Genomic DNA, 21746 nt, shown 5'->3' on the forward strand with positions numbered 1-21746 from the left:
TATGATGATCTATTAATGATGACAACTCATCATATATATAATTTTTATTAAGGCTAGGGAGACCTAGCCTTTTTATTTTTAGAGAAAAACTTTATAAATATTTTCTAAGATCAAGATATAAATGTAGAGAATAAAAAATGATCATTTAAATTTTAATAATTAAAAAAAATATATATATTTAGTTTTGTTTATGTAATTATTGGGCGATTTTTATACTTTAAATCATAAAAAATAACGAAATAATTGAATGGAGCACGAATGCTGAACCATAAAAAATATCTAGTCACAATGATATTAACCATTATGTATTCAAATAGTCATGCAGGACGATTTGAAATGATCCATAGTGCAGTCAAACAACCAGGTTTAGAAAATTGTACGCCTTACCGGGACTTATTGGGTAATGAATTCGACTATAGTGTCAATGATATTTCAGGTCCTATTCCTTATACCCGTAATTATCAAACAGCCTTATCTGAAAATCTTAATCGTAACCGCGAAATAACCGATGGCTTAAAAACCATAGGCGGCTGGCAAGATAACTTTAACCATTATTTAATCCTATTCGATGAAGGAAATACCAGTTCAGGTGATTTAAGGATTCTGCTGCGCCTCAGGTTCCTGAATGAGCATGATGAAACATTTTATATTGGGGGATTAGGGGCAGATAAAAAGTTAGGTAAAATCTCCCGTATATTCTCATCCATGCCATTATATTATGAAGGATACCTTGCAGCGACCGGAAATGGGCAGCGAGAAGATGCAGACCGCATCGGTTATCATAGTGAAAATCACCGGGATAAGGGCTTAGTACTCAATCAGCCTTCAGGTGTATTTAGTGATGGCAAGAGTGTTAATAACGTCAAGAACTTATCCTTTACCCTTTATAAGGATGGTAATAAATATACCCTCAGCCATATTAGTACCTTTGGTAGTGATGCCATTTACAAGATTACGGCAGCGGAATTGTCAACAGGTCAGAATTTAAAGTTTAAATATAACGCGAGTGATGCGGGATTAGTTAAGGTGGTTGACCAGTATGGAAACTTCCTGACGATTGAGCGTAATAAAAAAGATCCGGATACGGCTTATGCACCTATCAGTTACCCGACTAAAGTCATAGCTGGCAAGTATTCGAGCAAATCCAATACAATTGATGAATACTTAAATAGAACCCCTACTGAAACTGAATTAGAATCAGGTAAGGTACAGCAAGCAGACTATTTTTATGAGGAGTTTGACTGGACAAATCATTTAAATGGAAATAAAGAAAAAATCTATGCAATTTCAAATGTAAACTCTACAAATAATCCAAATGAAAGATACACCTATACTAGGGTAGGGAATATAAATATAACTAGAAACGTAGGTGACCCATTTCCATCGGGTTCAGAATTTTTTGTACCGGCATTAACTAGAGCCTATCATCACATGTATCGGGATTTTGGAAGCCCTTATACAGTAGATATAGCAAACTTTGATTACAAAAAAGAAAATTCTCCTTTATGGTTTTCTTATCCGTTTAGTTCCTCTAAAGCTGGCATAAAGCGTGCGAGTGTCGTTAAAACAAGAGGGAGCGAAAAGGCTTATCAAACTTTTTACAGCTTACGGACAATGAACTTTATCTCTACGGATAATACTGCAGATAAAGATTTTGATCCGATGACAATTTATATTGATGGAGATCACCGTGAAAGGGATATGTATATCGATTTCGGGGGATATCCTTGTGTCACCTATAATAATACCCCTATACAGCGGGCCGGTTTTGATGTACTCACCTCTGATTTAAAATATGTCATAGATAGAAATGGTAATGCGACATCATTTCAGTATGATGATTTTGGTCGTTTATCCACTTTAATTGAAGCAGAGCGTGATGAAGCTTTAAAAAGAACTACTACTTATACTTACTCCCCTGATGTAAAAAGATTCCAGACCCCATTAAAGATAGAAAGAAAAGATGAAACTATTGTAAATACCTTAGATAGTAAAGGTCGTGTGACCAGTTCAACGGTTACCAATACCAATGGAGGAGTGACGAAGAGTAAGAAATCTACGTATCAGTATGTGAATGACTTATTGAAAACGCAAACGGATCCGGACGGAAGTATTAAAACTCTTGAATATGAAGATATTGGCGTAAACAAAAAAAAGGAAACCATCACCAAGGATGGATTATCATCAGTTACCGAGTATAGTAACTATAATTCAGCTGGAGCACCGGGCAAGATTATAGAACCGAGTGGAGTGGTGGAAACAATTGGATATGACGGGTCAAATTTGCCTAGGTTTAAGAAAAGAACTGATCCTGCAAGTGATTTTACCCAAACTAATTTCTATGAATATTTTTTTAATAATTTAATCGTACAAGATGATCTTGAAACTAACTTAAAAAGATATACCTATCTTAATGGGAATAAAGACTTAATAGAAACGTTATATGAACAAGAAAAGTACTTGGCACAAGTATACAATTATAACTCTAATGGACAGCTGATCTCTGAGAAAGAACTATATTATATATATATGCCTGTACCCGGTATGCAGGAGTTATATATGGGAGAAAAAAGAGACAAAGCTAGTTATGTTTATGACCGTTTAGGGAACCTGACAGAAAGCAAATATGGTTCAGATGGTACAGCAAACTGGCAGAAGAAAGAATATGATGCGAACGGTAATGTATTAAAAATAATAAAGCCGAATGCAGAGGGTACCGAAAGTGTAGAAAGTTTTACTTATGATGGCTTGAATAGAAAAAAGACTTATACGGACCCATTGGGTAAAATATATAGTTATAACTATGATAGTTTTGATAATGCGACTTTAAAGAAAGCTTCAAATGGTTCGAACTCTACCAATAGCTATACAAGTGGTAAAGATTTAGCGAAGGAAACGAATAGTGATTATGGGGTAAAAGAATATACCTATGATGGTGTATCGAATTTATTAACATCCAAACATGCCTCGACCCGCTACTGTAACTATTTGTCTTATGATGTTTTAGATCATTATAAACAATCAAATTGTCAGCATGTAAACCAGACAGCTTCGAGTAAGGATGTCAACTATAAATATAACTATCATACTAGTCGTTTTGGGCGTTTAGACAAGATTGAATCGCAGAATAAGACCGGGTTTACGGATGGTCAAAGATATTGGGGAGGGAATACAGAATATAGCTATGATGGTTTAGACCGTGTAATTGCTAAACAGCAGCGTGCCGGAAGATTACAGGCTGCGGATAAAAAGCTGACGGTGAGTTATGGTTATACCCAAGGTGATCGTATAAAAGAAATCACTTATCCATCGGGGAAAAAAGTTAGCTATGTATATGATTACTTTACAATGGAAAATGATTTTGCTGGAAGAAAATTATATGGAGATCCAAGGCTGCAAGGGGTTAGTTTAGGTGATCAGAGTATTTTAACGTTGGGTTATAACGACATCAACCTGGTTTCAAGTATGAAATGGGGTAATGGAAATACCACGGATTATGTATATGATTCAGTGAAGAATATTACCAATATTACTAACAAGGTCAATAATGCGGACTATGATTCGATTGTAAATAGCTATTATAAGAATGGTTTATTACAAACGAAGAAGATAGGTAGTCAAACGCGAACGTATAAGTATGATAAGAAAGGGCAGTTGCTTCAGGAGTTATTGACGGGAGGTTATACCCATACATTTAGTTATGATGACAATGGGAATAGAAAAACATTTAGCTCTAGTGGAACAGGCAGTCCTTATCCGATTACAAGTGCGAGTTATACGTATAGTACCTCTGGTAATAAATATGCGACGATGACCCATAATAATGCTGCCCAGAGTTTTAGTTATAATGCGACAGGAGAGTTGAATCTTCCGAATATTTTAGGAACGGCAATTTATGACTATCAGGGGCGTCGTGCCACAGAGGGTGCTACTCCTGATGGGAAATATACAAGCCATGAGATTGACTATAATCATAAGAACCAAAGGATACTAACGGCACGCAACGGATCGACCCGCCAGTATGTCTATGATGAAGCAGATCATCTTTTAGGTGAATATGATGGCAATGGGCAGGCTTTAGTCGAATATATTTGGTTGGGAGATAAGCCGGTATCAGCGATTTATGGTGACAAGATTGTCTATTTACTAACAGATGAGAAAAACACACCGTACCGAGGTATTGATTCAGCGACGAACAATAAGGTTTGGGTGAGGAATTCAGATGCATTTGGAGTAGCTAAACCGACAGTAGAAACGGTTGAGATGAACCTTCGTTTTCCAGGGCAAGTTTATGATAAAGCGACGGGCTTACATTACAACTTAAACCGCTATTACAACCCATTATTGGGGCGTTATATGGAGGCAGATCCGATTGGATTGGAGGGAGGCTGGAATCCGTATGCCTATGCAATGAATGATCCGGTAAATAAAGTTGATCCGAAAGGTTTATGGGCTGTGAGTGGTAGTTTATATGTGGGCTGGGGTGGAGGAGCTGAAATTAGTTTCAATAATGGAAGTTTAGAAGCTATAGCTCGCCTAGGCGTTGGTGTGGGGGCTGGACTGAGTCTTGATACAGCTGGTGGGCCATCAATTCATACTAAGCCTACGGGTTATGGACCTATTGGACGTACTTCAGCTAAAGGGGATATTGCAATAGGTGTTGGTAATGTAGGGGTAAGTTTAGTGGGGGTAAATGCAATAAGTGGTAATGGCTTTGTGCAAAAAGAAGGAGGGGGGAAGTTTGAGGCTACAGGGCCTACTATCAATTTAGATATATTTAAAAAGGATCAGCATTTTAAGACCGGAGTATCGATTGGAGGAGCGATCAGTGCAGAATTAGGTGGGTATACTAATCTGAAGATGCCTCAACAGAAAGTACAGCCAAAGCTAGAGAAAAAAACAAAGTAACTAGAATTATATATGATGATCTATTAATGATGACAACTCATCATATATAATTTTTATTAAGGCTAGGGAGACCTAGCCTTTTTATTTTTAGAGAAAAACTTTATAAATATTTTCTAAGATCAAGATATAAATGTAGAGAATAAAAAATGATCATTTAAATTTTAATAATTAAAAACATATAAAAGTATATTGAGATTGATCTGGCTCCAAATTAATAACTAAAATAGTTTAATGTCTAATTAAAAAATTGCTTATAATTGAAAACAAATGTTGAAAGAAATTTAATTTAAATTGTATCTTTGAATTCTCGTAAGAACGGAAACAAAAGTATATGAAAATTAAACAAAACACTTGACGATATGTAATAAATTTTATTTAATGTGGATTAAAATAATTAAGTTTTATTTAGAGGTTAGTTTGTTTATTGCTCATAAGAAAAATGGTTTTACTTTGCTGGAATTAATGATTGTTTTAGTGATCGTTGGGCTATTGGCAGGAATTATTGGGCCTAATTTATTTAAGAATTTAGATAAATCGGAAACAACTGTAGTAAAGGCCCAAGTTGATGCATTTACAAAAGCCATTGATCAATATCGTTTAGACGTAGGTGAATTTCCTAACAGTAATGAGGGATTAAAGGTACTTGTACAGGCAGGAGAAAATAGTGAAAATTGGAAGGGTCCATACATAAAGAAAATTCCACTTGACCCTTGGGGTATGCCTTACCAATATAGAGTTCCCAGTGAATTCAATTTAAATTATGACGTTTTCTCAACTGGTAAAGATAAAAAAATAGGCGGTGAGGGCGAAAATTTAGATATAGGTAATTGGTAAAATGGCTGAGTTTTCAGTTAAATATATTTCTAAATCTAATAAAATGATTAGTGAGAATTTTTCTTCTAGAAATAGTCATGAACTAAAGCAAATTATTTCATTAGAAAAAGAAGGAATATTAGTTGAATATAAAGAAATTAAACAACTAAAGACTACTAAGATTAACTATGTCATTTTTGCTTATGAGATAAGGACGTTACTAAAATCAGGTATTTCAATAGCAGAAGCATTAAGTATTTTAAAAGAAAATAACACAAACTATAGTGATATGGTAAGGCAATTGTTTGAAGGGCTGCACGATGGCCAAAGTTTTTCTAATGCAATGAATGTAAGTGATTATGATTTTCCTAGTCTATTAATTGCAACTATTGCTGCAAGTGAGAAAAATGGTACATTAATAAATGCTTTAGAAAATTATATAAATTATGAATCAAATGTAAATAAAATTAAAAGTAAAGTTATTAGCGCCTCTATTTATCCCATGGTACTTATTATAGTGTCTTTTTTGATAGTATTGTTTTTGCTAGTTTATCTTGTTCCAAAGTTTTCAATTATATATCAAGATGTTAGTGTTGAATTGCCATTTTTATCAAGAAGCCTTTTATCATTTGGTAGTATTGTTTATGAATATAAAATGATCTTTCTGGTTGGTATTATATTTTTATTGATATTAATTGGAATTTATTTTTATAAAGTGGGGATACAGGTTTTAGCATTAAAAATTATTCAATTAAATAAATTTACTGCAGAAATATGCGAAAAATTTTTATTGTCAAGATTTTACAGAGGTTTCGCTTTACTATTAGAATCAGGTTCATCTGTTATAGAAGCATTTTCGCTAATGGAAGGAACATTAACTAAAAGGCATAAACTAAAAATACAACAAGCTAGATCAATGATACTTGAAGGAAAAAGCCTAAGCTCCTCATTAATAAGCTCAAAACTCACTACACCAATTTCATCAAGATTATTAAGTGCTGGTGATAAAAATGGTGAAATTATAAATATGCTAAAACAATCATCAGAATTTTATGATATGGAGATAGAAAATTTTATTGAACGTGCTAGTCAAATTATTGAACCAATACTAATGATTATTATAGGTTTTTTTATAGGTGGTATAATTGTTTTATTATATATGCCAATTTTTGATTTAGCTAATAGTGTGCAACAATGAATTACGATAATATTTTTGTTGATCTAATATTTGATAATGAACACTTATCGAACATAGAATTAGATACATCTATTATTAGTGAAAAATTAATTTTAGAGAAAGAAGTATGTTGTGTTTATAAAAATGAAGTTAAATTTTATTTATTTAAAGATAAACCAACAGTAAAATTAATTAATTGGATATCAAATTTTGATGATACTGATTTTTTAGTAGGTATACTGCATAATCCAGATATTTTTTATGAAACTATTAAAGATAAATTTTCAAATAAAAGTGCTGATTATAGTCAACAAGACATAAAGCAAAGTGTAAATAATACAGAATCTTTTCTTTCAGATGTTCTGAAAGAAAGTTTTGGTCTTGGAGCAAGTGATATTCATTTTGAGAATAAGTTAAAATCAATAATAATTAAGGTACGATTAGATGGAGTATTAATTACGCTAAAAACAATTGAAAATAAAAAATTTGGTGAACAACTTATTTCAAGATTAAAGGTATTAGCTAATTTAGATATTGCCGAACAGCGAATTCCTCAAGATGGTCGTTTATCTACCTTCATAGATACCAAGGAATTAGATTTACGAATATCTATTATGCCAGGGTTGCATGGTGAAGATGCTGTACTTAGAATTTTAGATAAGAGTAATTTAATAAATACAATCAGTGAAACTATCAGCTTAGAAAATTTAGGTTTTAAAGATAATAATCTTGACATTGTAAAAAAACTAGCAAAATCACCATATGGAATGATTCTTTTTACTGGTCCAACAGGTTCTGGTAAGACGACTTCCTTATATGCTTTATTAAATGAAAATAATAATGGGTATAGTAAAATTATTACAGTTGAAGATCCAATTGAATATCAGATTGAAAATGCTTTACAGATACCAGTAAATGAAAAAAAAGGTTTAACTTTTGCTAAGGGTTTACGATCTATTTTACGTCATGATCCTGATACAATTTTAATTGGTGAAATTCGAGACAAAGAAACAGCTGAAATAGCTATTCAAGCTTCACTTACAGGTCATTTAGTTTATACATCTGTACATGCTAATAATGCTTTAGATGTTATTGGTCGTTTTAAACATATGAATATTGATATGTATGGATTTTTAAGTTGTTTAAATGGTGTAATTGCGCAACGTTTAATAAGAACAAAATGTAAATATTGTATGGCACAAATAACAGAAAAAATTGGATGTGAAGAGTGTCATTTTACTGGATTTAAAGGTCGCAAAGCAATTATGGAAATTATGGTGGTTGACGATCATCTAAGAGAAATGATCTTGGAAAATGAAAGTATAAAAACTATAAGAAGTTATTTGAAAAAAAATGGGATGAGGACTCTTAGAGAAGAGGCAATTGAAGCAGTAAATAATAAAGAAACCACTATGGAAGAGGTTAATAGAGTTACTCATGCTGAATTTTTTTAAAACCATTCATATCTATATAGATAATGACTCTTTATTTTGGATTTATGTTGTTAATAAAAGAGTTGAAAAAAAAGGAATATATGATTTAAAGAATGGTTTAGAAAATTTAAAAGTATACTTTATTGATGTTTTAAACGTAAAAAGTTTACATTTTATTTATTTTAAAATAAATATGTGTACTTATTTCTATAAAGTTTCGGTATTACCTTATATTAATGATTATTTATCTATTGATAATTTAAAAAATATATCTAACTCTATTTTTTTAAAGAAATATTTAAATTTTGATGAAAATGAATATCAATTTTTTTGTAGTAAGCAATCATTTGGAGACCCAATTATTCTTATTGCTTTAGATAAAAATATTTACAACTTTTTCTGTAATTTAAATTTGGGTCGTTTTGAATTTTATTTTGATGTGATTGAAATATTAAATAAGATGAAATCAATTGACTCAAAAATATTTAACTTTAATGGGAGTTATTATCATTATGAGTTTTATGAAAAAAAGTTAATTGATATAAATATTTTTCATAGCAATAAAGCTCTACGAAATATTGAGATATGTAGTTTTGAGTTTAATATTGATTTTTTAAACAATGATGATAAAGTTGTTTTTCCTAAAATTATGAGTTTACTATGTATAAAGTAAAGCCAATATTAGTAAAAAAAGATATTTCATTATTTCTAATTTTATCTTTATGTGTTGTTTTAATGGTTAATTTTTATTTTTTATTTCAATATAAAGATAAGATAAATAAACTGAAATTAGATTATTCTCAATTAATTGATAATGAAGAAATAAATAAAGATTTTTCTTCTTATAATAAATCTTTAGATTTTTACCAAGAAATAGATCAAATAATGCTGAAAAAAGAAGTTGGTATTTCTATAGAAAAAATATCTTTAACAAATAAGATAATACTAATTTATGGAAAGTCAACCAATATGGACTATATTAATATCTTTAAAAATAATATAAGTAATAAATATATATTAAAAAAAGTTAATAAGCAAAATAGTTTATATTCTTTTGAATTGGAAAGAAAATATGAATAATCTAAAGCTTCGTATATTTTGGTATATGGATTTTCTAATAAATAGTAAATTTTATTTTTTTGTGATGCTTTTTTTTGTAGTTTTTTGGGTGATACTTAGTAATTTTTATATAAAGGAAAAGTATATTGATATTATTAGTGGGTATGAAAATTTAATTGATAGCAAAACAATAGAAATAAAAGATCAATCTTTTTTTAAAGCTAAAAAAATTGATTTATATAGTTTAGTTGTGAGTTCAACTGAAAAAAATAGTATTGAGATTAAATCATATGTAATGAATAAAAAAAGCTTTGTTTTTTCGTTACTCGGTTCAGAAAATGAAATTAAAAATTTTCTTTTTGATATTAATAGTTTAAGCAGTGAGAATAAGTTTAATATAAGTAAAGTAGATTTATCTTTTGAAGAGACCAATAAAACGGGACTTGTTTTGGAGATACAGTCTTATGATAAATAGATATATATCTTATATTTCTTTATTCTTGATTTTAACTATTTTAATTCAATTTGGATATTTTTCTAGGGAATTAAATATTAGTACGATTAGCATGCGATCTAAAGAGGATTTACCTTTTAAAAATAATAATATTCTAGATAAAAAAATAAGTTTATCATCCACTTGGTCTTTTTCAAATGGTGAACCTCCAGTTGTAGTATTAAAGGATGAATTGAAGAAAAATATTGATATAGTGGTTAAAAAAGATAAGTTAAAAAAGAAAACTTTAGTTTTACCAGAGGTTAAAGGCACTATACCAGTATATCAAAATTTATCTAATGAAAATTATACAAATCATAATATTTCATATATGGGATTGGCTAATTCTGATGGAGAATTATCATTTTTTTTTGAAATTGATAATAATTATGTATATCTTAAGATAAATGATATATATAATAATATTAAGCTAATTTCAGTTGGCAATAGTAATATTGTTTTAATTGATATTTTAAATAATAAAGAGTATTTGGTAAGTAAGTAAGTTTATGAAAATTAGATTTTTGATTATCTCTAGTTGTTTAACTATTAGTATTTCTGGTTGCCAATTTTTTTCTCAAAAAGAACCTAATCCATTGAAAAGGATTCAGCAGGGTAAAAATATAAAACCAGCAGATGTGATTGAATTTCAGAATAAAGTAAATTTAAATTTGAATTCTATTTCAAATTCTATTGATCAAAAAAAATATGATGAAGCAGAGCTAAAGATCAATGAGGTATTAAAAATAGATAGCACTAATAAACAAGCTTTATTTTTGAGAAGAAAAATACAATCACAATTGATTATTAATGAATTAATCAATCAAGCTAAGGAGCTTGTTTTAAAACAAAAAAATTTACAAGCAAAAGAAATAATTAATAAAATATTGGTTTTAGATCCTAATAATATTGATGCTCTTAATTTAAAAAGTGATCTTTACTATTTTGATTTAAAAAATAATAAAATAAATAATGGAACTGGTTTGGATAAAACGATTTCTTTGGAATTCAAAAAAGCTCCTTTAATTGGTGTTTTAGATTTGGTATCACAATATTCTGGTTTAAATTTTGTGATTGATAAAGATACGGATATTTCAAATATGTCTGTAACAATTTTTGCTAAAAATACAACTGTATCTGAGGTTTTGAATTTAATTATTAGAACAAATGGGTTGAATTTAAAAAAATTAAATAATCAAACATTTTTAATTTATGCTAATAATGAAAATAAAAATAATATATATGATGAATTTTATACTCAAACATTCTATCTTAATTCAATTCCAGTTGATAAAGCAAAAGATATGGTTGAAAAGCTATATAATCCTAAGTCTATATTCTCTGATAATAAATTAAATTTTTTAGTTGTAAGAGATAAAAAAGGAGTGATTGATGGTATTGAAAAATTACTTTCTAGTGTAGATATTGATACTCCAGAAGTGCTTTTTAATATAGAAATTTTAGAAATATCAAAAGATTCTTTATTGGGATTGGGTTTGGAAGTACCAGATAAGATTGATATGAAGCTATTAAATTCAATTGGAGGTTCAGGTATATTTTCTATTAATGATATAAAGAATTTTTCATCTAATAGTATCCGCTTACTTACAAATGATACAATTGCTTCATTAAATTTGAAACAAACAAGTACTAAAAGTAACCTATTGGCTAATCCTCGTATACGTGTTAAAAGTAAAGAGCTTGCTAGTTTCTTAATTGGTGACAAAGTTCCAGTTATTACAACAACAACTGGTGAATCTGCTAATTTTTTATCTGAATCTGTTAGTTATTTAGATGTGGGATTGAAATTAGAGATCTTACCAAATATTAATAAAAACAATCAAATAGATGTGGATATAAAGCTCGAAGTCAGTAATATTATTAAAGAAATCAAATCTAAAAATGGTCTTCTTGCTTATCAAATTGGAACACGTAACACTTCTACAAAACTTCAACTATTAAATGGCGAAACCCAGATGCTTGCGGGGTTAATAAGAGATGATAGTAAAACCTCAGCCTCACATATTCCTGGGATTGGACGTTTTCCTATCTTAGGTAGATTATTTTCTAATACTTTAGATAATTCTACTAAAAATGAAATTGTTTTATTAATCACCCCATATGTTGTTAAACCATTTAATTCTCCTGAAAGTGATGTACTTTCATTTTATTCTGGGACTAATAATGATATTTCTGTAACTCCACTTCGTGTATCTGAACAGACCTCTTTGCTTAATAAATCTATTCTTTCTTCAGATATAGAAAAAACAAATTCTAATGTTTACGTGAATGAAAAAAACAAATTACCATTTAAGATGTTTTTAATTGGTGCAAATACAAATATTAAAAAAGATGAAGCAGTTTTATCTATTCAGCATACTCCTTTAAATTTCAAAAAAATCTCTTTAATTACCTCCTTGTCTGATAATTTGCAAATTTCTAATATAAATGAATTGGATGGCTTAAAATTTATCGGAGAAGAAATGAAAGATAGTAAAAAAATCTTAAGTTTTGAATCAAATAATGGGACTGGCACTAATTTAGCTATTGTTAAATTAAAACCTTTAGTTCCTAAGCCTGGTAGTAAAGAAAAATTTATAATTGAAAAAGCTATTGTGGATGAGGAAGAGATTAATTTAAATTTAGAAAAGGATATTACTTTTGAATAATATAAAAGGCTTTTCTTATATAGAAATACTAATAACTTTGAGCTTAATAGGGATGTTGGCTGCTTCTATTTTTCCGATAACTAAGCTATTAGCACAATATGAAAAGGAAAAGCAATTAAAATTATCTTTAATAGAAATTAGAGACGCAATTGATCGTTATAAAGCAGCTAGTGATAATAATTTAATTCCTAATATTTATAAAACTGAAAGTGGTTATCCGCCTAATCTTCATATTTTGTTGGGAGTAGAATCCACTAGAGATGGAAAAGTAATGAGATTTTTACGTAGAATTCCTGAAGATCCATTCTATAAGTCACAAGAAAATAGCAATCCCTGGGGACTTCGGAGTTATTCTACAGATAATAACTTTCCAGAATATAAGCAAGATGTATATGATGTTTATTCAATGTCTAAGTTAGTGGGCTCAAACGGATTAAAATATAGTCAATGGTGAGTTTGTGTTAAAAAAAAATATTGGTTTTACTTTAGTTGAATTGCTAGTTGTAATAACTTTATTAGCTTTAATGTTGTCAGTTGTTTTACCTCAATATTTAACTAGTTTAGATAAAGGTAAAGAAACTATATTAAAAAATAATTTAAATTCTTTAAGAGTTGCTATTGATCATTATTATGCTGATCAAGGTGTCTATCCAGTCACCTTAGATATTCTTGTTAAAGAAAAATATATTAGAAATGTTCCAATAGATCCAATTACTCAAAATAAAAATTGGAAGATAACGTACTATGAAGATAACCCAAACTTAGGTATTTATGATGTTAGTTCTTCTAGTTTAGAGGTTTCTCAGAATGGTCAAATTTATTCAGCTTGGTGAAATATGTCAATATTCTTATATAAAAATAGAAGAGAAAATGGATATAGCTATATATGGTTTTTAATTTTACTTGTTTTTATTTCTATTTTTATTTCTAATAATATTTTAGTTTATTCAAAGATAAAAAAAACTGAAGCAGAACAAGAACTTTTCCGAATAGCTATAGCTTATTGTAAAGCAATCAATATGTTCTATACAAATCCACCTGATGGTGTATTGACTTATCCAGCTGAAATAAATTTTTTATTAAAAGACCCAAGATATACTAAAGATGTCAGATATCTTAGAAATTTATTTTTAGATCCCATTACAAATAAAGATTTTATATATATATATAATAAAAATAAAGAAATTGTTGGTTTTTATAGTTCTTCTCAAAGTCAAATTATTAGAAAAAAACTTCCTGATCAATTTTATTATTTAAATGGTGCAAAAAAATATTCAGACTTAAAATTTTGTTTATATTAAATAAAGATTATAAAAAAGCCTCGTTACGAGGCTTTTTTATAATCTTTATTTAATATTAGGATCACCTTTTTTCAAGAAAAAGCGGATCGCTAATTTTTGTAGGAATGTTCCGTAAGGCGGGTGGAAAAGCTGAGTCGGGAAAAACCGATGGCGTGTAAATACCGTTTTTGCATGAGAAAGTTCACGGAAACCTTCTTCACCATGATATGACCCCATGCCTGAGTTTCCGATACCTCCGAAAGGAGCATCATGGTTAACTACATGCCAGCCCCAATCATTGATAGTTACACCACCCGAATGAGTTTCACGTAAAATACGATCACGTTCTACCGAACTATGTGTAAAGCAATAAAGTGCTAAAGGTCGTTCATCCGATTTCACATAGGTAATCGCATCATCTAAAGAATCATATGCCACCACGGGTAAAATAGGGCCAAAGAGCTCTTCTTTCATAATGCGCATGTCGGTAGTGCAGTTAAGCACAATCTGTACAGGCATTCTGCGGCCTTGTTGGTCAAAGCTATAAGTGTCGCAAGGAATAATCCGCGCACCTTTTTCTTGTGCATCGGTCAAAATATCTTGAATACGTTTTAAATGACGGTCATTGACAATGGATGTGTAATTCTCATTGTTTGTGATGTTTTGACCAAACATTTTTATAAAGCTTGATTTTGCAGCATCTACAAATTCATCAATACTTTCTTTGGGAACCAAAGCGTAGTCAGGTGCTACACAGATCTGACCACTGTTTGTTGCTTTACCATGCGTAATACGTTTTGCGGCATCGGCAATTGGGTAGTTACGGCTCACAATTGCTGGTGATTTACCACCTAACTCGAGTGTGACTGGTGTTAAGTTTTCAGCCGCTGCTCTCATTACCACTTTGCCAATGGCTGGAGAGCCAGTAAAGACAATATGGTTAAAAGGCAAAGAGGTAAATCTAGCGGGGTCGGTAATTTCTTCACCAAAAACTGCGACTTCATCTTCATTAAAGACTTCGGCGAGCATACGTCTTACTATTGCATTAGTATTTGGTGTAATTTCAGACAATTTAATCATGACTCGGTTGCCCGCAGCCAAAGCGGCAATCAGTGGCCCAAGTGCTAAATAAACGGGGAAGTTCCAAGGCACAATCACACCAACCACACCTTTAGGTTGGTATTGCACACTTAAACGATTTGATAAAAATAAAAGCTCGGTACGGCGTTTACTTGGGCGCATCCAGCGGCGTAAGTGATGAATTGCATGATCAGCCTCTAACACAGAGCCAAGTAAATCTAATAGTTTAGATTCATCCAGTGATCTTGAACTAAAGTCAGCATTAATCGCAGTAGCTAAAGCATCTTGATAACGAATAATTTGTTTTTTAAGTTGATGCAGTTTTGTTCGACGTGCCTCAAGACTTGGATATGGATCTGCCTCAAAATTAGCACGTTGTTTGGAAAAAATAAGTTCCATATGTTCGGTGGCAGAGCCGCTATATTCTTTTAAAGTGGAGCTTTCCATTTTTATTCCTTCCCATACTTTTACTTATCATACTTTATGCTTGAAGCGTTGTATGGTCGATGTTAAATTGAGACAACAAGAGGTAGTTTAGTGCCATTATGCACGTCACTCTAGGGATGGTGTGAGTTAAATGGCTAATAATATTTATAAAAATACAAATCTTGTTATCGAAGGAAATTATGATAATACATCTTTCGGTTCGAATACATATTTGCTGGGGTTGACCAGTTTATTTGATGAAATGGGCTTGCAAGGCCATTCAATGTCAGATGTTTTATCTGGTACCAATATTTCACCAGATGCGATGAATCAACCCTCTTTATATATTTCTCAACTTCAAAAAATCCAGTTATTTCAAAATATTCAACGTTTATCTCATGATCCGTTAATTGGATTGCGTGCAGGACAAAAGCAGCGGCTGTCAGATTTTGGGGTATATAGTTACGCACTCTATTCTTCGCGTAATTTTAGACAAGCGGTAGAACTTGGCATTCGACATATTAAACTTGCTGGGCCTATTTTAAAGAAGTCTTTTCATATTCGAGAGGATGCTGCTGTTTTTGAAGGGCAAGACATTATTGCACTTGGTAAGCTTCTGCCTTTGGTGTGCGAGTTTTGGTTTAGCTCAATGCAAACCTTAATTGAACGTGTGCTTGAAGGGCCATTTCAAGCAAAGAAGCTTTTATTGCCTTATCCAGCACCTGACTATGCAGAAGAGTACGAAAAAGTGTTTCATTGTCCTGTTCAGTTTGATGCTGGCGTCATGCAATGGCACTTTGATTTAAAGTGGCTTGATGTACCTTGTCCAAATGCCAACCCGATTACCGCGGATATGTGTAAGTCTTTTTGTGAGCGGATGTTAGGTACAGCTGAACTTGAAGAGCCTGAGTTGGTGAAAACGATTCGTTTGATCTTGTTAGATGGAACAGGACTTTTCCCATCGGCTCAAGAAATGGCTGAGCGGTTGCATATTTCAAAGCGTACCTTACATCGGCGATTAGCGGGTTTTAGTCTGACTTATCAAGAATTGTTAGATGAAACTCGGCGCCGTCTTGCGGATGAATATTTGCGAGAGACGACCTTATCTATAGATGAAATTGCTGAAAGAATTGGCTTTTCAGATACTTCTAATTTTAGAAAAGCCTATCGGCACTGGACAGGCATTTCACCGAATGAGTATCGATTACAGTATCAAAATTAGAATAAGATTTGCCTGCTACTTAAAGCAAGAGAATAACTTTTTTTGCAAAAATGGATTACAGAGCAAAATAGCAAATAAAATAATAAATATGCCGATCAGAGTAAACAGATCCGGTAATTCATGCCAAAAAACAAATCCCCAAATTCCTGCAAAAATAATGGCAATGTAGTTCATTGGGCCAATTTGTCCTGCTGGTGCTAAGCTATAAGCATAAGACATAAAAAGCTGACTAATGTTTGCTAAAAGTCCTGCGGCAATCAGCAATGCGAGTTCATGCCAAGTGAAAATACGCCAATGCCAGAACATTGGAATAGAGGAAATTAAACTACCGAAAATACAGAAGTAAAAAACAATACGCTCAGGTGGTTCTGTACTGGTTAAAGCTCTTACAGTTACAAAAGCCATCGCTGATAAAAAACATGCACCTAAACCAATAAAGGACAATGCATTGAGTAGGCCTTGATCGGGTTTAGCAACAAATAAAACTCCAATTAACCCAATAACGGCGGCAAAAATCATCGATTTTGTGATTTTTTCCTTTAAGAAAAGCCATGCAATGAGTGGAATAAAGATTGGAGATGAGTAGCTAAAAACCATCGCATTCGATAGTTTTAAGTTAGCAATTGCATAGAAAAAACCATACATTGCAGCGAGCCCTACGACACTTCGCCAAGTGTGCATCCAAAGCTTATCGGTCTTAACAAAGTCCAGCCCTTGCTTAAAGAGCATAGGAATAAAAATAAATAAACCCACTGCATTTCTAAAAAATACGACGGTGGCATTGTCCACTGTTTGTGAAGCAAAACGAATGCATACTCCCATAATGGAAAATAATAATGCCGATGTCATGAGACAAAGCAGTGCTTTTCCAAGTTGAGTTGAGGGTTTGGTTGAAGCAGTCTGATTTTGCATATCGAAATGAGTTTTTGGTTTTCGGTGTTATCTTAGCAGCGATGCAGGCATTGGATGAAATATCATTTAATAATGATTGAATAGTGATACTTAGCAAAATAAAAAAGAGAGCCTATGTAAGCTCTCTTTTTATCTTATAGGGTGTTATTTACAGCTAAAGTTTTCAGCTTTTTCGCTATCACCCTGACCATTGTAACGAGCAATCAGTGGGTAAGGGCAAAGTGGACGGGTACGGTCTGGTGCCCAGTCTTGCGGAAGTTCAGTATTCACTTGACCACTTGGATTACCTGCGCCGCGTGCAGTCGCAATGATTTTGTCAGGCGCTTGCCCATATTCCACCCAGTTGACTAAAGCAGTCAATGCGTCAAATTGGTCGGTCGCAATGCCATCACGGGTATGGTTCATGCCCGGAACTCTAAAGAAACGTGCAAATTCAGGCGCTGTACCTTTTGCATCATTTTTATAGTGTTGTAGCAGTTGATCGTACCAATTTTGGGTATCATCTACAGAGAAAACGCCGTCTGCTGTGCCTTGTACCACAATCATTTTTCCACCGTGATTACGGAGTTTATCCAGATTGAGTTCATCGGGTGGCATCATGAAAGACATAGAACTTTCGGCGTATACATCATTGGTCGCCGATAGTTTTAGATAATCAGTATCAAAATTATAGTTAAAGGCAAATTGTCTAGAATTTTGAACTACAGTTGGGTCTGGTGGAACCTGAAAAAGAATACCGACTGCAACAGGGTCACGCGCTGTTCCCACCGAAGATTCGAATTTCCAGCTTGCCCAGTTGCTTCCCACTAAACCGGGGTCGAAAGGCTGGGTTGCATAGAGGGCTTGTCCAGCCGAATTTACAGGACCGCGGTAAATGTTGGCTAATACATCAATTTGTTCGGTGCTTAGGCATGTGCCATCTCTTGTGCTTGAGCAAACAGGTACATCTTTGTGAATATCAAATGCAGTACGGCAAGCCTCAACATCTTGAACCAGTCCATCTGCAACACCGTCTAACGCATCGCATTGATCTAAAATCGCTTTTGCTAATACTTTACGCTCTGAAAGAGTGAGGGCTGTACTTAAGTCATTTTCGTCTGTTGCAACTCGACGAAGCTGTTGTGCTGTATAGAGTTGTGCTGCGGCTGCACGAGGCAAATGAAAACCGGGTGTACTTGCTAAAATTCCATCATATTGGTCGCCTAAACGGGTTGCCGCAATCATGGCGTGGCGTCCGCCATTTGAAGTGCCGCCTGCATAGGAGCGGTCTGGCAATTTACCATACGCTGTTTTAATTAGATTTTTTGCCATAGGCGTGAGTTTGGTAATCGCACCATAACCGTAGTTTATTCTGGCTTGAGGGTCTAAACCAAACATTGGATTTTGTGAGGCATTATGTCCTGCATCGGAAGAAATAACAGCGAAACCATCATGTAGGGCATTGGTAAGTGGACCACCGCTGCCGACCTGACCCGTTGCAGGAATTAAATTACCATCGGTTCCACCATTGCCTTGATAGAGAAAACGGCCGTTCCAATCAACAGGTAAGCGCATTTCAAAACCAATTTGATAGGTTTGTCCATCGACAGAGCTTATACGTTGGTCCATATAACCTTTGATCAAACAATGAGCACCAATTGGTTTGTTGGCTACCGTCAATGTACCTGCCTCTTGAAGCGTGGCTGAGCTAATGACGGTATTGTTGTATTGAAATCCGAGTAAGTCTGAACAGCTTCCTGTCATTTTTACGCCCACAGCAGGAGACAACTGAGGTGGTTTCGTTGTTGAGGGCGTAGTTGTGTCATCACTGTCACTTCCACAGCCTGCCAAAGAACCAAGCATGGCAAGTACTAAAGCGGAGTGGGTCAAAATTCGTTTATTGTTGGTGTAATTCATTTATTCATATCCTTATTGAATGAATGTTTGTAATTAATCTAAAACCAGAAAATTAGCTGTGCTTCGTGCAATCATTTTGTTGTTTTGCCAAGCTTCACTTTCGAGATTCAGTACAGTTTTGCCTTGTTTAATGAAACGGCATTTTGTAATGACTTCGCCCATAGCGCAGGGTCTTAAAAAATCCATCGTTAAGTTGATGGTGGTGGCTGGTTTACGGTCATTGGCGAGATATGTAAAAAGTCCCATCACGTCATCAAGCATGGCGCAGATCATGCCGCCTTCGACGGTGCCGCGTGGGTTGGTAAAGCTTTCTAGTGCCGTGTAGTGGATAGTGAGTTCAGTGTTTTTGTCATTCCAATGGATATTATGTCCACCCAAATGGTGGTGGATGGGCGGTAAGTGTTCTAAAGTTTTTTGATCCATAATGAAGGGTCCATCCTTTTGTAAGTATTATAAAAATTATTATTTCAGGGTATAGGCATCATAAATAACCGCTTTGCCCAAGCGCATTGCACTACCTACTGCAACAGTCTGATTAAGCCATGAATATTTAGGTGAGCTGGTTTCAAACTGCATGGTAATTTTGAAATAGTAATTTTTCGGGTTGACATCTTTGCCTTGTGCAAGCTGTTTTAGTGTTTCTGCCGAGCCATGTCGGTAACCTTTGGTTTGAAGATAAATGAGTGCGCCGTCATCGGTTTCTAACAAATATCGCGTATCAATAATTGCCAGTCCTTTACTATCGACTATTTGCCAATCTGCGCCATTATTTAAAATGCGGCCTTTAAGCGATTTCCCTTCAAATGTTCCACCTGTAATAGGAATAATTCGGCGTTTTCCAGCATCACTGGTTGTGCCTAATTCCCAAACAGGCGCATTTAAATCCACACTAAATTTTGCTAAAGGCTCTAGCTGAATGGGCGGTGGGCTATATTGAGTTTCGGCATGAGTCAGGGCAATCAGACTCATTCCACAGAGTAGCGTTACAACTTTCTTCATGATGAATTTCTCGAAATAAAAAGAGGTTCTATGTGTAACTGAACCTCTTGTTTTGAATTATTTAAATTTCCATGTGTAATCAATGTTGATACGGGTTTCATTTACAGGCTTGATGTTGGCAGTGGAGAGCATGTTGTTGTCATACATTGCATAGCGCGCGCGTAGCCCGAGATTTTTTAACCAGCCACTTTGAACGGTGTAGCCTAAATCAAAGTCGGTTTCGCGTTCTTTTAGATTGGTGCCACCTAAGTTGGGTGCATAAATATTGTGACCTGTGGTGTAACGGGTCATGAAACGTAAACCTGGAACATAATCTTTAAAGTCATATTCATAGCGGAAGCTATAGGCTTTTTCTTTTGGGTTTAAAAACTCGCCTGGCCATGTATCAATGAGTAGGCCAGTTTCACCTCCAGTCAAATACGGAAATGCGGTGTCGCCGTGATGTTGGAAGGTTCCAAAAATAAACTTATGGTTTTGATGTTTAAGTTCGAAATGCGCATGATACAGATCATTATCGACTAAACCTGCTTTTGCTTGTCCGTCATCACGGCTGCGGTAGTAGCGTAACTGCGAGCTTAGATTAGTGGTGTCATTAATTTTGTGTTGATGTAAGGCGCCGACCATGGTCTGGTTATAAAGATCATCAACATCCATATAGAACGCTGTGAGTTTGATTGCTGGATCAAGCTGATAGTTCCCACCTAAATAATAGAGTCCATCAGTTTCGGCACTTTTAAACCGTCCATTCACTCCTGAAATTTTAATTTTTTCATAGTTTGTTGAATCCCGATGATTCACTTTATCGAGGTAGGCTGCTTGTAAGTCAAAGTCTTTAATATCTTTGCTGGTCAGTGAAATTCCTCGATAAGTTTGAGGTAACAAGCGAGCAGGCGAAGCTACTAAAACAGGGTTCATCGGCATTAGGGTACCTATGCGCAGTTCGGTCTGGCTCCTTTTTACTTTTGCTGTGACACCAATTTCGCCATAAGAGTCAGCAGGTTCATTGGTGCGAGTGTCTCTGGGTAAGTTTCCTGTACCTCCATGCTCGGCATCGGCATCGAGTTTAAAGCCTGCCGTTGCAAGCACATCCAGCCCAAAACCGACAGTCCCTTCGGTATAACCTGAATTGGCTTTAAGAATAAACCCTTGTGTCCAGTCCTTGGCGGCAGGGTAAGCAGATTGCTCTTGGTAGTCGCGGTCAAAATAGAAATTTCGCGTGGTGAGTTCTACAGAACTGTTATCAATAAAATTGCCAGCCCACACTGAACCAGAGAGCATAAGGGTAGAGTACATCCATAATTTCGACATAGCATTTCTTCCTGAAATATCATTTTTGTTTTCAACAAGGCATGATTGTTCTGTCTGCCTTGTCTGGTTTT

19 protein-coding genes are annotated in these 21746 nt (G+C 33.6%); 13 read left to right on the plus strand and 6 right to left on the minus strand.

What is annotated here, in order from left to right; genetic code table 11:
* Positions 1–258: 258 nt before the first annotated feature.
* From ACPF64_RS09745 to ACPF64_RS09800, 12 genes are all read left to right on the plus strand, one after another.
* Positions 259–4908, plus strand: coding sequence for an RHS repeat domain-containing protein (locus ACPF64_RS09745; RefSeq protein WP_426452912.1), 4650 nt, complete (start codon positions 259–261; stop codon positions 4906–4908).
* Between the two features lie 417 nt (positions 4909–5325).
* Positions 5326–5742, plus strand: coding sequence for a type II secretion system major pseudopilin GspG (gspG, locus tag ACPF64_RS09750; protein ID WP_426452914.1), 417 nt, complete (start codon positions 5326–5328; stop codon positions 5740–5742).
* 1 nt (position 5743) lies between these two features.
* Positions 5744–6919 (plus strand): type II secretion system F family protein, encoded by a 1176-nt coding sequence (locus tag ACPF64_RS09755; RefSeq protein WP_426452916.1) that lies wholly within the window; start codon positions 5744–5746, stop codon positions 6917–6919.
* Positions 6916–8352, plus strand: coding sequence for a GspE/PulE family protein (locus ACPF64_RS09760; protein WP_426452918.1), 1437 nt, complete (start codon positions 6916–6918; stop codon positions 8350–8352). The genes ACPF64_RS09755 and ACPF64_RS09760 overlap by 4 nt, the downstream gene beginning before the upstream one ends.
* The gene (locus ACPF64_RS09765) at positions 8336–9004 is read left to right on the plus strand and encodes a hypothetical protein (protein WP_426452920.1); all 669 of its coding nucleotides are present in this window, start codon (positions 8336–8338) and stop codon (positions 9002–9004) included. The genes ACPF64_RS09760 and ACPF64_RS09765 overlap by 17 nt, the downstream gene beginning before the upstream one ends.
* Positions 8992–9411 (plus strand): hypothetical protein, encoded by a 420-nt coding sequence (locus ACPF64_RS09770; protein ID WP_426452922.1) that lies wholly within the window; start codon positions 8992–8994, stop codon positions 9409–9411. The genes ACPF64_RS09765 and ACPF64_RS09770 overlap by 13 nt, the downstream gene beginning before the upstream one ends.
* Positions 9404–9865, plus strand: a complete 462-nt coding sequence (locus tag ACPF64_RS09775; protein ID WP_426452924.1) for a hypothetical protein — start codon at positions 9404–9406, stop codon at positions 9863–9865. The genes ACPF64_RS09770 and ACPF64_RS09775 overlap by 8 nt, the downstream gene beginning before the upstream one ends.
* Complete coding sequence (locus ACPF64_RS09780; protein ID WP_426452926.1) at positions 9855–10388, plus strand: hypothetical protein; 534 nt, start codon at positions 9855–9857, stop codon at positions 10386–10388. Before ACPF64_RS09775 ends, ACPF64_RS09780 begins: the two co-directional genes overlap by 11 nt.
* A 4-nt stretch (positions 10389–10392) precedes the next feature.
* The gene (locus tag ACPF64_RS09785; RefSeq protein WP_426452928.1) at positions 10393–12552 is read left to right on the plus strand and encodes a hypothetical protein; all 2160 of its coding nucleotides are present in this window, start codon (positions 10393–10395) and stop codon (positions 12550–12552) included.
* Positions 12545–13006, plus strand: a complete 462-nt coding sequence (locus tag ACPF64_RS09790; RefSeq protein ID WP_426452930.1) for a type II secretion system protein — start codon at positions 12545–12547, stop codon at positions 13004–13006. The genes ACPF64_RS09785 and ACPF64_RS09790 overlap by 8 nt, the downstream gene beginning before the upstream one ends.
* Before the next feature lie 4 nt (positions 13007–13010).
* Positions 13011–13385: a type II secretion system protein gene (locus ACPF64_RS09795; protein ID WP_426452932.1), complete on the plus strand. Its 375-nt coding sequence runs from the start codon at positions 13011–13013 to the stop codon at positions 13383–13385.
* A 3-nt stretch (positions 13386–13388) separates the two neighbouring features.
* Positions 13389–13853 (plus strand): type II secretion system protein, encoded by a 465-nt coding sequence (locus ACPF64_RS09800; protein ID WP_426452934.1) that lies wholly within the window; start codon positions 13389–13391, stop codon positions 13851–13853.
* A 45-nt stretch (positions 13854–13898) separates the two neighbouring features.
* On the opposite strand, the gene ACPF64_RS09805 is transcribed toward ACPF64_RS09800, so the two are convergent.
* Positions 13899–15359 (minus strand): coniferyl aldehyde dehydrogenase, encoded by a 1461-nt coding sequence (locus tag ACPF64_RS09805; RefSeq protein WP_426452936.1) that lies wholly within the window; start codon positions 15357–15359, stop codon positions 13899–13901.
* A 130-nt stretch (positions 15360–15489) separates the two neighbouring features.
* On the opposite strand from ACPF64_RS09805, the gene ACPF64_RS09810 reads away from it, so the two are divergent.
* Complete coding sequence (locus tag ACPF64_RS09810) at positions 15490–16560, plus strand: AraC family transcriptional regulator (RefSeq protein WP_426452938.1); 1071 nt, start codon at positions 15490–15492, stop codon at positions 16558–16560.
* 15 nt (positions 16561–16575) lie between these two features.
* Here ACPF64_RS09810 and ACPF64_RS09815 read toward each other — a convergent pair whose 3' ends face one another.
* From ACPF64_RS09815 to ACPF64_RS09835, 5 genes are all read right to left on the minus strand, one after another.
* On the minus strand, positions 16576–17472 hold the full coding sequence (locus ACPF64_RS09815; protein WP_426452940.1) for a DMT family transporter: 897 nt from the start codon (positions 17470–17472) through the stop codon (positions 16576–16578).
* Positions 17473–17616: 144 nt separating this feature from the next.
* Entirely contained in the window at positions 17617–19368 is a 1752-nt protein-coding gene (locus ACPF64_RS09820) for a tannase/feruloyl esterase family alpha/beta hydrolase (protein WP_426452942.1), read from the minus strand.
* 33 nt (positions 19369–19401) lie between these two features.
* Positions 19402–19791 (minus strand): PaaI family thioesterase, encoded by a 390-nt coding sequence (locus ACPF64_RS09825; protein WP_426452944.1) that lies wholly within the window; start codon positions 19789–19791, stop codon positions 19402–19404.
* A gap of 39 nt (positions 19792–19830) precedes the next feature.
* Positions 19831–20367, minus strand: coding sequence for a DUF3237 domain-containing protein (locus ACPF64_RS09830; RefSeq protein WP_426452946.1), 537 nt, complete (start codon positions 20365–20367; stop codon positions 19831–19833).
* A 57-nt stretch (positions 20368–20424) separates the two neighbouring features.
* Positions 20425–21675, minus strand: a complete 1251-nt coding sequence (locus ACPF64_RS09835) for an OprD family porin (protein ID WP_426452948.1) — start codon at positions 21673–21675, stop codon at positions 20425–20427.
* Between the last annotated feature and the right edge of the window lie 71 nt (positions 21676–21746).

Origin of the sequence: Acinetobacter sp. KB005 (assembly GCF_049949095.1) — a bacterium.
Taxonomy (GTDB): Bacteria; Pseudomonadota; Gammaproteobacteria; order Pseudomonadales; family Moraxellaceae; genus Acinetobacter; species Acinetobacter calcoaceticus.

Bases quoted from the DNA above. Each gene is read 5' to 3' on its own strand.
- ACPF64_RS09785 (WP_426452928.1), top strand. From the start codon at position 10,393: ATGAAAATTAGATTTTTGATTATCTCTAGTTGTTTAACTATTAGTATT.
- ACPF64_RS09775 (WP_426452924.1), top strand. From the start codon at position 9,404: ATGAATAATCTAAAGCTTCGTATATTTTGGTATATGGATTTTCTAATA.
- ACPF64_RS09770 (WP_426452922.1), top strand. From the start codon at position 8,992: ATGTATAAAGTAAAGCCAATATTAGTAAAAAAAGATATTTCATTATTT.
- ACPF64_RS09745 (WP_426452912.1), top strand. From the start codon at position 259: ATGCTGAACCATAAAAAATATCTAGTCACAATGATATTAACCATTATG.
- ACPF64_RS09780 (WP_426452926.1), top strand. From the start codon at position 9,855: ATGATAAATAGATATATATCTTATATTTCTTTATTCTTGATTTTAACT.
- ACPF64_RS09760 (WP_426452918.1), top strand. From the start codon at position 6,916: ATGAATTACGATAATATTTTTGTTGATCTAATATTTGATAATGAACAC.
- ACPF64_RS09830 (WP_426452946.1), bottom strand. From the start codon at position 20,367: ATGAAGAAAGTTGTAACGCTACTCTGTGGAATGAGTCTGATTGCCCTG.
- ACPF64_RS09835 (WP_426452948.1), bottom strand. From the start codon at position 21,675: ATGTCGAAATTATGGATGTACTCTACCCTTATGCTCTCTGGTTCAGTG.
- ACPF64_RS09805 (WP_426452936.1), bottom strand. From the start codon at position 15,359: ATGGAAAGCTCCACTTTAAAAGAATATAGCGGCTCTGCCACCGAACAT.
- ACPF64_RS09765 (WP_426452920.1), top strand. From the start codon at position 8,336: ATGCTGAATTTTTTTAAAACCATTCATATCTATATAGATAATGACTCT.
- ACPF64_RS09825 (WP_426452944.1), bottom strand. From the start codon at position 19,791: ATGGATCAAAAAACTTTAGAACACTTACCGCCCATCCACCACCATTTG.
- ACPF64_RS09815 (WP_426452940.1), bottom strand. From the start codon at position 17,472: ATGCAAAATCAGACTGCTTCAACCAAACCCTCAACTCAACTTGGAAAA.
- ACPF64_RS09800 (WP_426452934.1), top strand. From the start codon at position 13,389: ATGTCAATATTCTTATATAAAAATAGAAGAGAAAATGGATATAGCTAT.
- ACPF64_RS09755 (WP_426452916.1), top strand. From the start codon at position 5,744: ATGGCTGAGTTTTCAGTTAAATATATTTCTAAATCTAATAAAATGATT.
- ACPF64_RS09810 (WP_426452938.1), top strand. From the start codon at position 15,490: ATGGCTAATAATATTTATAAAAATACAAATCTTGTTATCGAAGGAAAT.
- ACPF64_RS09820 (WP_426452942.1), bottom strand. From the start codon at position 19,368: ATGAATTACACCAACAATAAACGAATTTTGACCCACTCCGCTTTAGTA.